Origin of the sequence: Mycobacterium sp. SM3041 (assembly GCF_039668335.1) — a bacterium.
GTDB lineage: Bacteria > Actinomycetota > Actinomycetes > Mycobacteriales > Mycobacteriaceae > Mycobacterium.
The window spans coordinates 34,898-47,664 of the sequence record NZ_JAYXBQ010000017.1 but is presented as its reverse complement, the minus strand read 5'-3'; the positions used below and the strand labels follow the sequence as shown (position 1 = coordinate 47,664).

The 12,767-nt window shown below is 69.2% G+C and carries 15 protein-coding genes; 10 read left to right on the top strand and 5 right to left on the bottom strand.

The features are described from left to right. The first annotated feature begins 15 nt into the window (after positions 1-15). The 3 genes from VXD91_RS05225 to VXD91_RS05215 all read left to right on the top strand — a co-directional run bounded on the left by VXD91_RS05225 (position 16) and on the right by VXD91_RS05215 (position 3,284). A complete protein-coding gene (locus VXD91_RS05225) occupies positions 16-567 on the top strand; it encodes a TetR/AcrR family transcriptional regulator (RefSeq protein ID WP_138247840.1) in 552 nt (183 codons plus the stop codon). Positions 568-889: 322 nt separating this feature from the next. Then, a complete protein-coding gene (locus VXD91_RS05220; protein ID WP_061002481.1) occupies positions 890-1,594 on the top strand; it encodes a DUF2334 domain-containing protein in 705 nt (234 codons plus the stop codon). 49 nt (positions 1,595-1,643) lie between these two features. Next, positions 1,644-3,284 carry an FAD-binding dehydrogenase gene (locus VXD91_RS05215; RefSeq protein ID WP_346414835.1) on the top strand — a complete coding sequence of 547 codons (1,641 nt, stop codon included), beginning with the start codon at positions 1,644-1,646 and terminating at the stop codon, positions 3,282-3,284. Between the two features lie 3 nt (positions 3,285-3,287). On the opposite strand, the gene VXD91_RS05210 is transcribed toward VXD91_RS05215, so the two are convergent. Next, positions 3,288-3,881 carry a phosphatase PAP2 family protein gene (locus VXD91_RS05210; protein WP_061002477.1) on the bottom strand — a complete coding sequence of 198 codons (594 nt, stop codon included), beginning with the start codon at positions 3,879-3,881 and terminating at the stop codon, positions 3,288-3,290. Positions 3,882-3,898: 17 nt separating this feature from the next. Further along, on the bottom strand, positions 3,899-4,549 hold the full coding sequence (locus VXD91_RS05205; RefSeq protein WP_133428312.1) for an MBL fold metallo-hydrolase: 651 nt from the start codon (positions 4,547-4,549) through the stop codon (positions 3,899-3,901). An 82-nt stretch (positions 4,550-4,631) separates the two neighbouring features. Between VXD91_RS05205 and purS the strand changes: the two genes are divergently transcribed. Together purS and purQ are read left to right on the top strand one after the other, a co-directional pair. Then, a complete protein-coding gene (gene purS / locus VXD91_RS05200; protein WP_020098778.1) occupies positions 4,632-4,871 on the top strand; it encodes a phosphoribosylformylglycinamidine synthase subunit PurS in 240 nt (79 codons plus the stop codon). Then, positions 4,868-5,542 (top strand): phosphoribosylformylglycinamidine synthase subunit PurQ, encoded by a 675-nt coding sequence (gene purQ, locus VXD91_RS05195; RefSeq protein ID WP_135355853.1) that lies wholly within the window; start codon positions 4,868-4,870, stop codon positions 5,540-5,542. The genes purS and purQ overlap by 4 nt, the downstream gene beginning before the upstream one ends. 224 nt (positions 5,543-5,766) lie before the next feature. Here purQ and VXD91_RS05190 read toward each other — a convergent pair whose 3' ends face one another. Further along, a complete protein-coding gene (locus VXD91_RS05190) occupies positions 5,767-6,564 on the bottom strand; it encodes a family 1 encapsulin nanocompartment shell protein (protein ID WP_133428311.1) in 798 nt (265 codons plus the stop codon). Beyond that, positions 6,561-7,577, bottom strand: a complete 1,017-nt coding sequence (locus VXD91_RS05185) for a Dyp-type peroxidase (RefSeq protein WP_346414834.1) — start codon at positions 7,575-7,577, stop codon at positions 6,561-6,563. The genes VXD91_RS05190 and VXD91_RS05185 overlap by 4 nt, the downstream gene beginning before the upstream one ends. A gap of 51 nt (positions 7,578-7,628) precedes the next feature. On the opposite strand from VXD91_RS05185, the gene VXD91_RS05180 reads away from it, so the two are divergent. Together VXD91_RS05180 and VXD91_RS05175 are read left to right on the top strand one after the other, a co-directional pair. After that, positions 7,629-8,888, top strand: coding sequence for a M18 family aminopeptidase (locus VXD91_RS05180; RefSeq protein WP_346414833.1), 1,260 nt, complete (start codon positions 7,629-7,631; stop codon positions 8,886-8,888). A 14-nt stretch (positions 8,889-8,902) separates the two neighbouring features. Further along, positions 8,903-9,256 (top strand): VOC family protein, encoded by a 354-nt coding sequence (locus VXD91_RS05175; RefSeq protein WP_133428308.1) that lies wholly within the window; start codon positions 8,903-8,905, stop codon positions 9,254-9,256. A gap of 4 nt (positions 9,257-9,260) precedes the next feature. Here the strand turns inward: VXD91_RS05175 and VXD91_RS05170 are convergent, their stop codons facing one another. Then, complete coding sequence (locus tag VXD91_RS05170) at positions 9,261-9,431, bottom strand: hypothetical protein (protein ID WP_163692779.1); 171 nt, start codon at positions 9,429-9,431, stop codon at positions 9,261-9,263. Positions 9,432-9,568: 137 nt separating this feature from the next. On the opposite strand from VXD91_RS05170, the gene VXD91_RS05165 reads away from it, so the two are divergent. Genes VXD91_RS05165 through VXD91_RS05155 form a run of 3 tightly spaced genes read left to right on the top strand, consistent with a single transcriptional unit; the run spans position 9,569 to position 12,765 of the window. Next, complete coding sequence (locus VXD91_RS05165; protein WP_346414832.1) at positions 9,569-9,991, top strand: DoxX family protein; 423 nt, start codon at positions 9,569-9,571, stop codon at positions 9,989-9,991. A 51-nt stretch (positions 9,992-10,042) separates the two neighbouring features. After that, positions 10,043-12,331: a phosphoribosylformylglycinamidine synthase subunit PurL gene (purL, locus tag VXD91_RS05160; protein ID WP_346414831.1), complete on the top strand. Its 2,289-nt coding sequence runs from the start codon at positions 10,043-10,045 to the stop codon at positions 12,329-12,331. A gap of 53 nt (positions 12,332-12,384) precedes the next feature. Beyond that, a complete protein-coding gene (locus tag VXD91_RS05155) occupies positions 12,385-12,765 on the top strand; it encodes a sterol carrier family protein (RefSeq protein ID WP_060998900.1) in 381 nt (126 codons plus the stop codon). Positions 12,766-12,767: the final 2 nt, after the last annotated feature.

Below are 12,767 nucleotides of genomic sequence, written 5' to 3'. Positions count from 1 at the left end.
AGATAGGATGCGGACATGGCCAGGCAGAGCTATCACCACGGCGACCTCAAGGCCGTCATCCTGGTGCAGGCGGCTGCGCTCGTCGCCGAACGCGGCGCCGACACCATCTCGTTGCGTGAGCTGGCCCGCGCCGCCGGTGTATCGCACGCGGCGCCGGCGCACCACTTCACCGATCGGCGGGGTTTGTTCACCGCCCTCGCGACGGAGGGCTTCACCCTCCTGGCTGGCGCTCTCCACGAAGCCAAACCTGAATTCGCCTACGCGGCAAGGGCTTATGTGCAGTTCGCCCTCGACCACCCCGGCCACTACGCCGTCATGTTCGACAAGATGCTCTACGACGCGGCCGACCCGGCCCTACGCGCCGCCGAAGCCGAGGCCGCCGCGGAACTCACGGGCGGCGTCGCGACCCTGGCCGATCCCAATGCCCAGCGCGACCCCGACGGCTCGGCCCTGGCCGCGTGGTCGCTGGTCCACGGCTTCGCCCTGCTCACCCTCAACGGCGCCGTCACCGACGCCGACCCCGTCGACACCGCCGAACGCCTCGCCCGCATCCTCTTCTCCGGCTAGCCCCCACTTCCCGCGCCCCCACCTCCCGCGAGCGCCCGTGTCTGTACGGCAACACGCCGGGTTCCGCGCGCAGAAAGGTCTCACTCACAACTGCCGAGCGCCCGTGTCTGTACGGCAACACGCCGCAATCTGCGTGCGGAAACGTGTCGCTCACGGCTGCCGAGTGGCCCCATTTTGCACACATGCGTCGGCGTGTTGGCGTACAAACGCGGCCGCTCGCGGCAAAGGTGGGGTGCTCTGGGGTGCGAGAAAACGGCCAGTGTTCAGGCGGCACCAACGTCACGGCAACCGCCGAGACACCTGACGTTGTCACACTGCTTACATGGCTGGTCAATTGATCGTCTCGATCTCGGGGATCCGGGACCGCACGCTGGGCGACGTCGCGGATTTCTGTGCCGAACTCGACGCCCGGCAGATTCCCGCGTCGCTGCTGGTCGCCCCGCGGCTCAAAGGTGGCTACCGGTTGGACCGCGACGCCACTACGGTGGACTGGCTCACCGCCCGTCGCGCCGGCGGTGCCGCGGTCGTCCTGCACGGGTTCGACGAAGCGGCCAGCAAGAAGCGCCGTGGCGAGTTCGCCGCCCTGCCCGCCCACGAGGCGAACCTGCGGCTGATGGGCGCCGACCGGGTCCTGGAGCACCTCGGCCTGCGTACCCGCCTGTTCGCGGCGCCCGGCTGGACGGCATCGCAGGGCACCATCACGGCGTTGCCGCGCAACGGCTTCCGGCTGCTGGCCGGGGACAGCGGCATCACCGATCTGGTGCGCTCGACGACCCTGCGGTCGCGCGTCTTCGGCATCGGCGAGGGCTTCCTCACCGAGCCCTGGTGGTGTCGCACCCTGGTGCTGGCCGCCGAGCGCACGGCCCGGCGCGGCGGCACCGTCCGGCTCGCGGTGGCCGCCGCCCAGCTGCGCCGGATCGGGCCGCGGCAGGCCATGCTCGACGCCATCGACTTGTCGCTCATGCACGGTTGCGCGCCCGCGGCCTACGAGTGGGCACCTGACCCGGCATTGAACGCGGCCGCCTGAACCTGAGCCATCTGGCTCGTCAACCGCGAGGGGGCGCTAGCGTGGCCCCATGGACGCTGACGTCATCGTCGTGGGAGCCGGGCTGGCCGGACTGGTCGCCGCCGCCGAACTGCTCGAGCGGGGCCGCTCGGTCCTGATCGTGGATCAGGAGAACGAGGCCAACATCGGCGGCCAGGCGTTCTGGTCGTTCGGGGGACTGTTCTTCGTTGACAGCGCCGAGCAGCGCCGTGTCGGGATCCGCGACAGCTACGAGCGGGCGCTGGAAGATTGGCTGCGCACAGCAGGTTTCGACCGCGACGAAGACCATTGGCCCGAGCAGTGGGCACGCGCCTACGTCGACTTCGCGTCGGGCGAGAAGCGCAGCTGGCTGCGCGAGCGGGGCCTGCAGACCTTCGCGTTGGTCGGCTGGGCCGAACGCGGCGGCTGGGACGGCAAGGGGCCGGGCAACTCGGTGCCGCGTTTCCATATCACCTGGGGCACCGGTCCCGCACTGGTCGACATCTTCGCGCGGCGCGTCGTCGGACACCCGAAAGTGCGGTTCGCGCACCGGCATCGGGTCGACGAGCTCATCGTCGACGGCGGCGCCGTCACCGGCGTGCGCGGTGCGGTGCTGGAGCCGTCGGCCACGGCTCGTGGCGAGGCATCGTCGCGTAACACACTGGGAGACTTCGAGTTCCGGGCGCAGGTGGTCATCGTCGCCAGTGGCGGCATCGGCGGTAACCACGACCTGGTGCGCCAGAACTGGCCCAAGCGCATGGGCCGGGTGCCCGGGCAGCTGCTGTCCGGTGTGCCCGCGCACGTCGACGGCCGGATGCTCGGAATCAGCCAGGCCGCCGGCGCCGGCGTCATCAACAACGACCGGATGTGGCACTACACCGAGGGCATCACCAACTACGACCCGATCTGGCCGCTGCACGGCATCCGCATCCTGCCCGGCCCGTCGTCGCTGTGGCTGGACGCCACCGGCAAGCGGCTGCCCGACCCGCTGTACCCGGGTTACGACACCCTGGGCACGCTGGAGTACATCTGCCAAACCGGTTACGACTACACGTGGTTCGTGCTCGACCAGAGCATCATCGCCAAGGAGTTCGGGCTGTCCGGACAGGAGCAGAATCCCGACCTCACCGGCAAGAACCTGCGGGAAGTGCTGGGACGCAGTCGGGGTGGTGGCCCCGCCCCGGTCCGCGCGTTCGTCGACAAGGGCGTGGACTTCGTGGCGGCGAACACGTTGCGCGACTTGGTTTCTGCCATGAACAAGGTGCCCGACGTCGAACCGCTGGACTACGCGACCGTCGAGGCCGAGGTCGCCGCCCGCGACAAGGAGATGACGAGCAAGCTCACCAGCGACGGCCAGACCGTCGCCTACCGGGCCGCGCGCTCCTACCTGCCGGACCGGCTGGCCCGCATCGCCGGACCGCACAAACTGACCGACCCCAAGGCCGGCCCGATGATCGCCGTCAAGCTGCACATCCTGACCCGAAAGTCGTTGGGTGGCTTGCACACCGACCTCGACTCCCGCGTGCTGACGCCCGAGGGTGCGGTGCTCGACGGGCTGTACGCGGCGGGTGAGGCGGCCGGCTTCGGGGGCGGCGGCGTGCACGGCTACCGGGCGCTTGAAGGCACCTTCCTGGGCGGCTGCATCTTCTCCGGCCGCGCCGCCGGACGTGCCGCCGCCCGCGCTGTCGGCTGAGTCCTACCCGCGAGCAGACGAGCGCAGGCGGGGTGCGCCTCCAGCTCGCGGAGAACGGCGCAGTGACTGCGGACCGGCGGCCAGCACTGCCAGGCACACCATCGACGTGGCATAGAGCGCGCCACCGATGATGTCGGTGAAGTAGTGGAAGTGGTTGCTGGCCATGCCGATAGAAGGGATGGCGGCGCCGATCGCGGCGATCGAGACACTCCACGCGTGCACCCCGATCCCGAGCACCAGCATGGCCGCGACAGTGATCGCCACAGTCGTGTGACCGCTGGGATAGGCCAGATTCTCGCCGTACCAGGGCCGGCCGAACAGCACCTTCAGCACCTTGGCGCCGATGATCGAGATGATCGGGCACAACGCGGCAACGGTGGCCAGCCGCCATTCGCGTCGCCACAAGGGGATGCCGACCGCCAGCAGATAGAGCGGCACCAGCACCTTGACGCGGTTCAGCAGCAGCATCCAGTACGGGTGGTCACCGAGCAGTGCGCGCGACGTCTGCATGAACCAGTGATCCACGGCCGAGTCGCCCGACCGGACGACGATGCCCAGCGCGATCATCGCGGTGAATCCGACCAGCGGCCACCACACCAAGAACCGTCGCGTGTTCAGAACCGCATCTCCTGCTCGGGCGTCAGCACCCGGAAGTCAGTGTCGGTCATCTCGTCGAGCCGGCCGTAGTAGATGCCCTTGGCCTGCTCGGCGACGACGCCCTGATGGATCGGCACCGCATGCTGCGGCGCGACGGCCCGCAGGAAGTCGACGGCCTCGGCGATCTTCATCCACGGCGCGGCGGCCGGCGCCGCCAGCACTTCGACGGGCTCGTCCGGCACGAACAGCGCGTCGCCCGGATGCATCAGACGGGCGGCGTGACCAGCATCACCGACCAGGTACGAGATGTTGTCGATGATCGGGATGTCCGGGTGGATGACGGCGTGCGTGCCGCCCGCGCCGCGCACCGTCAGATGACCGATCGAGAGGGTGTCGCCGACGTGCACGGCCTGCCACGCACCACCCAGTTGCGCCGCGGTCATGGGGTCGGCGTACAGCTTGGCCTGCGGATTCGCCTCGACAAGGGCGGGGAGCCGGGCCGGGTCGGCGTGGTCGGGGTGCTGATGGGTGATCAGGATCGCGTCCAGTCCGGTGATGCCCTCGAACCCGTGCGAGAAGTTGCCGGGGTCGAACAGGACCGTCGCCTCGGCTTCGCCATCGGTGAACCGGGCCAACAGGCAGGAATGTCCGAAGTGTGTCAGCTCCATCAGTCCATTGTGCGGGCAACGCCGCGAACAGGGGCGCCGGTAGAGTAAGCGCGAGCAATCCGACCCGAACAAAGGAGCGCGCGTGGCCCGCGTCGTTGTGCACGTGATGCCCAAGGCCGAGATCCTGGACCCGCAAGGCCAGGCGATCGTGGGAGCGCTGGGGCGCCTCGGGATCACCGGAGTGTCCGACGTCCGCCAGGGCAAGCGATTCGAACTCGAGGTCGACGACACGGTGTCCGACGAGACGCTGGAGCACGTCGCCGAGACGCTGCTGGCCAACACCGTCATCGAGGACTTCTCGGTGCACCGGGAGAACGCATGACCACGAAGGTCGGCGTCATCACCTTCCCCGGCACGCTCGACGACGTCGACGCGGCGCGGGCGGTCCGGGCCGTCGGCGGTGAGGCCGTCAGCCTCTGGCACGCCGATCCCGATCTCAAGGGCGTCGACGCCGTCATCGTCCCCGGCGGCTTCTCCTACGGCGACTACCTGCGCTGCGGCGCCATCGCGAAGTTCGCGCCCGTCATGACCTCGGTCGTCGAAGCGGCCGCTAAGGGCATGCCCGTGCTGGGCATCTGCAACGGCTTCCAGGTGCTGTGCGAGGCCGGGCTGCTGCCGGGCGCCCTGACCCGAAACGAGGGCCTGCACTTCATCTGCCGCGACGTGTGGCTCGAGGTCACCGCGACGTCGACCGCGTGGAGCAGCCGTTACGAATCCGGCGCCGACATCCTGATCCCGCTCAAGTCGGGTGAAGGACGGTACGTCGCGTCGGAGAACGTGCTCGACGAGCTCGAAGGCGAAGGCCGCGTGGTCTTCCGCTACCGCGACAACATGAACGGCTCGATGCGCTCGATCGCCGGGATCAGCTCGGCCAACGGCCGCGTCGTCGGCCTGATGCCGCACCCCGAGCACGCCACCGAGGCGCTCACCGGTCCGTCCGACGACGGGCTCGGCATCTTCTTCTCGGCGCTCGACGCGGTCCTGAGCGCCTGATCCGTTCTGGCTTGCCCGCGAGGGTGCATACAGATCGCGAAAATCGCACGCGAGACGCGCTGGGCGCACCCTCGTTGGTGTGGCCGACGCAGCTGCGCCCAGGCTTCAGGGTCAACTCGATTTGAGCGTCCCGACCCGTTGACCCTGACCTGAGGGCGCACCTCACTCGAACAAGTGCGCCCTGGGTACAGGATCAACGCGGCGTGGGGGGAACTACCGATGCGTCAGCTGTCGAGCGCGACCGACGCCTCGGCGGTGTACACCAGGAACGTCAGCGTCTCCTGCAGGTACAGCTGCACCGTCTCGGCATCGTGGGACAGGTAGCCGATGGTGACGTCGGTGCCCAGCTGCAGATCGAAATCGCCTCCGCGCGTGGACAATACGAACGCGCCGTCGATCGCCGGCGCCCAGATGATCTCACCGTCGACCAGTCGGTTGAGGTGCTCGAGCAGGGGGTAGCCGTGCTCGGTGGTCTCGCTGACCTTGGTGTAGGCCTCCGCCGACAACAGCACCGAATACGGCCCGTCCACACCGGCCAGGCGCAGTTCCGACAGGGCCTGCGAGATGACGTCCGGGTAGCCGCGCGGGTCGCTCGGCAGCGCCAGCGCCGGGTTGGAGCTGGCGGCCCGGATGCCCTCGATCTGCGCGGCGGGGTAGCCCTCGAAGATCGCCCGGTCCTCGGAGAACGCCAGCTTCTTGGCGGCCTCCTTCACCGGGTCCCAGTCGGAGTCCTGTGCGCCGCGCTCGACGTCATCGACGGCCGTGCGCGTCACCGTGAACGGCACGCGAAGGCGGACCAGCTGGCGTGCCTCGCGAAGGTGCGCCACCACACCGTCGGCCGGTGACGTGACGTCGACGAGGTGGCCGGTGCTGACCGCGGCCGTCTTCGGCCCACCCGGTTCGCTGACGTCGACGACGCGACGGCCGGCGATGTGCCGCTTGAACGTCCGGGCGGCCTCCTCCTCGATCTGGGCCCACGCGGCCGCGGTGATCGGAGCGAGATCGCGGTACAGGTTGTTCATTGCGGTTGACCTTTCAGACTGCCGATGGACAGGGTGCCGGTGGACTTGGGTTGGGCTTCGGGTTCGGCCGGTGGTGCGACGGGCAGGGGTGGTGGGGCATCGAGGAAATCCACTGTGGGCGTGAAGAACAACACTCCGGTGACCGCGGTGGAGAAATCCAGGATGCGATCGGTGTTGCCCGGCGGATCGCCGATGAACATATTGCGCAGCATGCGTTCGGTGACGGCCGGGTCGGCCGAGTACGCGATGTAGTACGTGCCGAATTCCCCTGCGCCGACGCGGCCGAACGGCATGTTGGCCCGCACGATCTGCAGTTGGTTGCCGTCGTCATCTTCGATCACGTTGAGCGCAAGGTGCGAGTTGGGCGGCTTGACGTCGTCGGCCATCTCGATGTCCTCGAGTTTGCTGCGGCCGATGACCCGCTCCTGCTCGGTGACGCTGAGCGACTCCCACGACGCCATGTCGTGCAGGTACTTCTGCACGTGAACGTAACTGCCACCGGCGAATTCGGGGTCGTCGTCGCCGACCAGTGCCGCGACCACGGCATCCGGACCATCCGGGTTCTCGGTGCCGTCGACGAAACCCAGCAGATCGCGGTTCTCGAAGAACTTGAATCCGTGCACCTCGTCGATCACCGTCACGGCGCCGTCGAGCGACTTCAGAATCTGGCTGGCCAGCTCGAAGCACACGTCCATGGCGTTGGCCCGGATGTGGAACAGCAGATCACCCGGCGTCGACGGCGCGTGGTGGCGAGGGCCCTGCAATTCGGGGAACGGGTGCAATCCGGCCGGCCGCGGCCCGCTGAACAAGCGATCCCAGGCGTCCGAGCTGATGCCACTCACCAGACTCAGACGGCTTGCGGGCGTGCGGAATCCGACTGCCCGCACCAATCCGGACAACCCGGTGAGCGCTTCGTGCACTTCAGGCTCGGCACCCTCATCGATGGTGGCGATGAGAAAGATCGCGGCAGACGTCAAAGTCGTGAGTACGGGCTGAGGCCGTGCGGGACACACGAATCCGACCCTAGCGGCAACCGTCACGGATTTCCGGGTGATGATGGCCTCATGACCGGAGCTACTGCCGCGGGCCTCTGCGGGTTCATCGACGCGTCGCCCTCGCCGTTCCATGTGTGCGCGACAGTGGCCGCGCGGCTGACCGCCGCCGGCTTCACCGAACTCGCCGAGACGGACGCCTGGCCCGCCACCGGGGGTACCTACTTCACGGTGCGGGCGGGCTCGCTTGTCGCCTGGCGCAGCACCGATGAGCCACTGCCCTTCCGCATCGTCGGCGGCCACACCGACAGCCCCAACCTGCGGGTCAAGCAGTACCCCGACCGGTTCGTCAGCGGCTGGCAGGTCGTGGCGCTCCAGCCGTACGGCGGCGCGTGGCTGAACTCCTGGCTGGATCGCGACCTCGGGATCAGTGGCCGGCTCTCGGTGCGGCGCGGCAACACCGTCGAGGACGTCCTGGTCCGCATCGACGACCCGATCCTGCGGGTGCCGCAGCTGGCCATCCACCTGTCCGACGACCGCAAGGGCGTCAGCCTCGACCCACAGCGGCACGTCAACGCGGTGTGGGGCGTCGGGACCGGCACACGCGACTTCGTGGCGTTCGTCGCCGAGCGCGCGGGCGTGGACGGCGCCGACGTCCTGGCCGCCGACCTGATGACGCATGACCTGACGCCGTCCCGGCTGATCGGCGCCGACAGCGAGCTCGTCAGCGCGCCCCGGCTCGACAACCAGGGCACCTGCTACGCCGGGCTGGAGGCGTTCCTGGCCGCCGACGCCGAACGCCACGTGCCGGTGCTCGCGCTGTTCGACCACGAAGAGGTCGGGTCGACGTCCGACCACGGCGCGCAGTCCGATCTCCTGCCCACGGTGCTCGAGCGCGTCGTCCTGGCGGCCGGCGGGACACGGGAAGACCTGCTGCGCCGGCTTTCCGGATCGATGGTGGCCTCGGGCGACATGGCGCACGCCACCCACCCGAACTACCCCGAGCGACACGAGCCGGGCCACCTCATCCAGGTCAACGCCGGTCCGGTGCTCAAGGTGCAGCCCAACCTGCGGTACGCCACCGACGGCCGGACCGCCGCGGCATTCGCGCTGGCCTGCGCCCAGGCCGGCGTGCCGATGCAGCGCTATGAGCACCGCGCCGACCTGCCGTGCGGGTCGACGATCGGCCCGATGACCGCCGCGCGCACCGGCATCCCGACCGTCGACGTCGGCGCCGCGCAACTGGCCATGCACTCGGCGCGTGAGGTGATGGGCGCGCTCGACGTGCCGGCCTATGCCGCGGCGCTGCAGGCCTTCCTGTCACCGGCCTGACCTACAGTCGGGCCATGGCACTCAAAGTGGAGATGGTCACATTCGACTGCACCGACGCGCAGGCGCTCGCCGACTGGTGGGCCGCACAATTCGGCGGCAAGGTGCACACCCTGATGCCGGGGGAGTTCTTCGTCGTCAACCTGGCCGAAGGGCCGAACCTCGGCTTCCAGCAGGTCGACGATCCGACACCCGGCAAGAACCGGCTGCACCTGGACTTCCACCTCGAAGGCGACATCGAGCCCGAACTCGAGCGCCTCAAGGCCGCGGGTGCGACGGAAACCGAACGCCATGCCTTCGGCGAGGTGGCCCGCTGGGTGGTCCTGGCCGATCCGGAGGGCAACGCGTTCTGTATCGCGGGCGCGGCCTGACGAGCTAGGGACTGGTCTCGTCGACCAGTTCGACGCTGGTGGAGACCAACGGCTCAGACGCGGCATGCCACGCCTTGGACGCGACGACGATCGCGCCGGCACAGATACACACCAGGGTCGCGATCACGGCAAACAGCGCGAGCGCACCCCGGTTGAGGCCAAGGTGGAGTCTCATCCGGCCACGCTAAATCCGCCGGATGAGGCCCCGATGGGTCCTACTTATCAGCCCGCTATGAGTGCCGTCGCGATGAGTTCCCGCGCTCGCACGAGTCGACTTAGTGTTGAACCGTCGATCGAGAAACGGAGTCCGCCATGGCCGACGCCAAAGATGTATCGAACCCCCGGGCCGCATGGGCCGGCCGCACCGCATCGCAGAAGGCCGGTCTGGCACTGAGCGCCTTCCTCCTGCTGTTCCTGCTGGCCGATGCCGTCCCGAAGATCCTCGGGGTGGAGTTCGCGCGCACCGCGACCGAGGGTCTCGGCTTCCCGCCGTATCAGACGTACGTCATCGGCTGGGTCCTGCTGGCCTGTGTCATCGCGTGGGTGATCCCGCGCACGGCAGTGTTGGGCGCGGTCGGGCTGACGGCCTATCTCGGCGGCGCGGTGACCATCGACATGCACCACGAGGCGTGGTTCCCGGTCGTCTTCGCGATGGCCTTCGGCCTGCTGATCTGGGGCGCGCTCATTCTGCGGCGTCCGGCGCTGCTCAAGGTGCTGATCGCCGGCGACGAGTAGCCGGCGTTCGCCGTGGCGGGCGGGCCAGTTCGGCAACGGTAGACTCTCTGCGTGACGTCCTCGGTCGATACCGTCAATAACGCGACTACCACGCCCGATCAGCCGCAGCCGTATCGCGAGCTCGGTCTCAAGGATGACGAGTACCAGCGCATCCGCGAGATCCTCGGCCGTCGGCCCACCGATGCCGAGCTGGCGATGTACTCGGTGATGTGGAGCGAGCACTGCTCGTACAAGTCCTCCAAGGTGCATCTGCGCTACTTCGGCGAGACCACCACCGACGAGATGCGCGCCGGCATGCTGGCCGGTATCGGCGAGAACGCCGGCGTCGTCGACATCGGTGACGGCTGGGCCGTCACCTTCAAGGTCGAATCGCACAACCACCCGTCGTACGTCGAGCCGTACCAGGGCGCGGCCACCGGTGTCGGCGGCATCGTCCGCGACATCATGGCCATGGGCGCCCGCCCGGTCGCCGTCATGGACCAGCTGCGCTTCGGCGCGGCCGACGCGCCCGACACCCGCCGCGTGCTCGACGGCGTCGTCCGCGGTGTCGGTGGCTACGGCAACTCGCTGGGCCTGCCGAACATCGGCGGCGAGACCATCTTCGACCCGTCCTACGCCGGCAACCCCCTGGTGAACGCACTCTGCGTGGGCGCGCTGCGCGTCGAGGACCTGCACCTGGCCTTCGCGTCCGGCACCGGCAACAAGATCATCCTGTTCGGTGCCCGCACGGGCCTCGACGGCATCGGCGGCGTCTCGGTGCTGGCCTCGGACACCTTCTCCGGCGACGAGTCCGGCGCCGGCCGCAAGAAGCTGCCGAGCGTCCAGGTCGGCGACCCGTTCACCGAGAAGGTGCTCATCGAGTGCTGCCTCGAGCTGTACGCCGCGCACCTCGTGGTCGGCATCCAGGACCTCGGTGGCGCCGGATTGTCCTGTGCCACTTCAGAACTGGCGTCGGCCGGCGACGGTGGCATGCACATCGACCTCGACAAGGTGCCGCTGCGCGCGGCCAACATGACCCCGGCCGAGGTGCTCTCCAGTGAGTCGCAGGAGCGCATGTGCGCCGTCGTGACGCCGGAGAACGTCGACGCCTTCATGGCCGTCTGCCGCAAGTGGGACGTGCTGGCCACCGTCATCGGTGAGGTCACCGACGGTGACCGGCTGAAGATCAACTGGCACGGCGAGACCGTCGTCGACGTGCCGCCGCGCACCGTCGCCCACGAGGGCCCGGTGTACAACCGGCCCGTCCAGCGCCCCGACACCCAGGACGCGCTGATCGCTGACACCTCGGCGAACCTGCCCCGGCCCAAGACCGGCGACGAGCTGCGCGCCACCCTGCTGCAGCTGCTCGGCAGCCCGCACCTGTGCAGCCGCGCCTTCATCACCGAGCAGTACGACCGCTACGTCCGCGGCAACACCGTCCTGGCCGAGCACGCCGACGGCGGCGTCCTGCGCATCGACGAGGCCACCGGCCGCGGCATCGCGGTGTCGACCGACGCGTCGGGCCGTTACACCCAGCTGGACCCGTACACCGGCGCGCAGCTGGCGCTGGCCGAGGCCTTCCGCAACGTCGCCGTCACCGGCGCCACCCCGGTGGCCGTCACGAACTGCCTCAACTTCGGCTCGCCGGAGGACCCGGGCGTCATGTGGCAGTTCTCGCAGGCCGTGCGCGGCCTCGCGGACGGCTGTGCGGCCCTTGGCATTCCGGTCACCGGCGGCAACGTCAGCTTCTACAACCAGACCGGCTCGACGGCGATCCTGCCGACCCCGGTGGTCGGTGTGCTCGGCGTCATCGACGACGTGCACCGCCGGATCCCGACCGGCATCGGCCTGGAGCCCGGCGAGACCCTGATCCTGCTGGGCGACACGCACGACGAGTTCGACGGCTCGGTCTGGGCGCAGGTCACCGCCGACCACCTCGGTGGCGTGCCGCCGCGCGTGGACCTGGGGCGCGAGCAGCTGCTGTCCGAGGTGCTGACCGCAGGATCCCGCGACGGACTGATCTCGGCCGCGCACGACCTGTCCGAGGGCGGGCTCATCCAGGCCGTCGTCGAGGCGGCCCTGGCCGGCGAAACCGGTTGCCGCGTCCTGCTTCCCGAGGATGCGGACCCGTTCGTGCAGCTGTTCTCCGAGTCGTCGGGCCGGGTGCTGGTCGCGGTGCCGCGTACCGAGGAGAGTCGCTTCATGGCGATGTGCGAGGCCCGCGAACTGCCGGCCGTCCGCATCGGCGTGGTCGACCCGGGCAGCGACTCGGTGGAGGTGCAGGGTCAGTTCAGCGTCACGTTGGACGAACTGCGTCAGACCTCCGAGAGCGTGCTGCCCGCCCTGTTCTCCCATGAGTGATTTGTGCACGAAAATCCGCGCCCAGCGCGGAAAATCGTGCACAAATCCCTGAGATGGTGACCCGCAAGGCGCCCGACCCGGCCCAGACCCGGGCGGCGGTGCTGCTCGTCGCCGACTGGCTGCGCGACGAGCAGACCGGAACGCCGCCGCGCGCCGCGATCGCGGACGCCGTCCGGCTGACGGCGCGCACCCTGGCAGCCGTCGCGCCCGGCGCCAGCGTCGAGGTGCGGGTGCCGCCTTTTGTTGCCGTGCAGTGCATTTCGGGGCTCAGCCACACCCGCGGCAACCCGCCCAACGTCGTGGAGACCGACCCGCGAACCTGGCTGCTGCTGGCGACCGGACTGCTGTCGCTCGATGACGCCGCGGGCGCCGTCGAGCTGTCGGGGTCGCGGGCACCGGAGATCGGCCCGTGGCTGCCGCTGGTCGACCTGTAGCG

What these genes read in the sequence shown, in the direction of transcription:
- VXD91_RS05225 (WP_138247840.1), top strand. Translation starts at nt 16, where the DNA reads ATGGCCAGGCAGAGCTATCACCACGGCGACCTCAAGGCCGTCATCCTG.
- VXD91_RS05220 (WP_061002481.1), top strand. Translation starts at nt 890, where the DNA reads ATGGCTGGTCAATTGATCGTCTCGATCTCGGGGATCCGGGACCGCACG.
- VXD91_RS05215 (WP_346414835.1), top strand. Translation starts at nt 1,644, where the DNA reads ATGGACGCTGACGTCATCGTCGTGGGAGCCGGGCTGGCCGGACTGGTC.
- VXD91_RS05205 (WP_133428312.1), bottom strand. Translation starts at nt 4,549, where the DNA reads ATGGAGCTGACACACTTCGGACATTCCTGCCTGTTGGCCCGGTTCACC.
- purQ (WP_135355853.1), top strand. Translation starts at nt 4,868, where the DNA reads ATGACCACGAAGGTCGGCGTCATCACCTTCCCCGGCACGCTCGACGAC.
- VXD91_RS05190 (WP_133428311.1), bottom strand. Translation starts at nt 6,564, where the DNA reads ATGAACAACCTGTACCGCGATCTCGCTCCGATCACCGCGGCCGCGTGG.
- VXD91_RS05180 (WP_346414833.1), top strand. Translation starts at nt 7,629, where the DNA reads ATGACCGGAGCTACTGCCGCGGGCCTCTGCGGGTTCATCGACGCGTCG.
- VXD91_RS05175 (WP_133428308.1), top strand. Translation starts at nt 8,903, where the DNA reads ATGGCACTCAAAGTGGAGATGGTCACATTCGACTGCACCGACGCGCAG.
- VXD91_RS05170 (WP_163692779.1), bottom strand. Translation starts at nt 9,431, where the DNA reads ATGAGACTCCACCTTGGCCTCAACCGGGGTGCGCTCGCGCTGTTTGCC.
- VXD91_RS05165 (WP_346414832.1), top strand. Translation starts at nt 9,569, where the DNA reads ATGGCCGACGCCAAAGATGTATCGAACCCCCGGGCCGCATGGGCCGGC.
- VXD91_RS05155 (WP_060998900.1), top strand. Translation starts at nt 12,385, where the DNA reads ATGGTGACCCGCAAGGCGCCCGACCCGGCCCAGACCCGGGCGGCGGTG.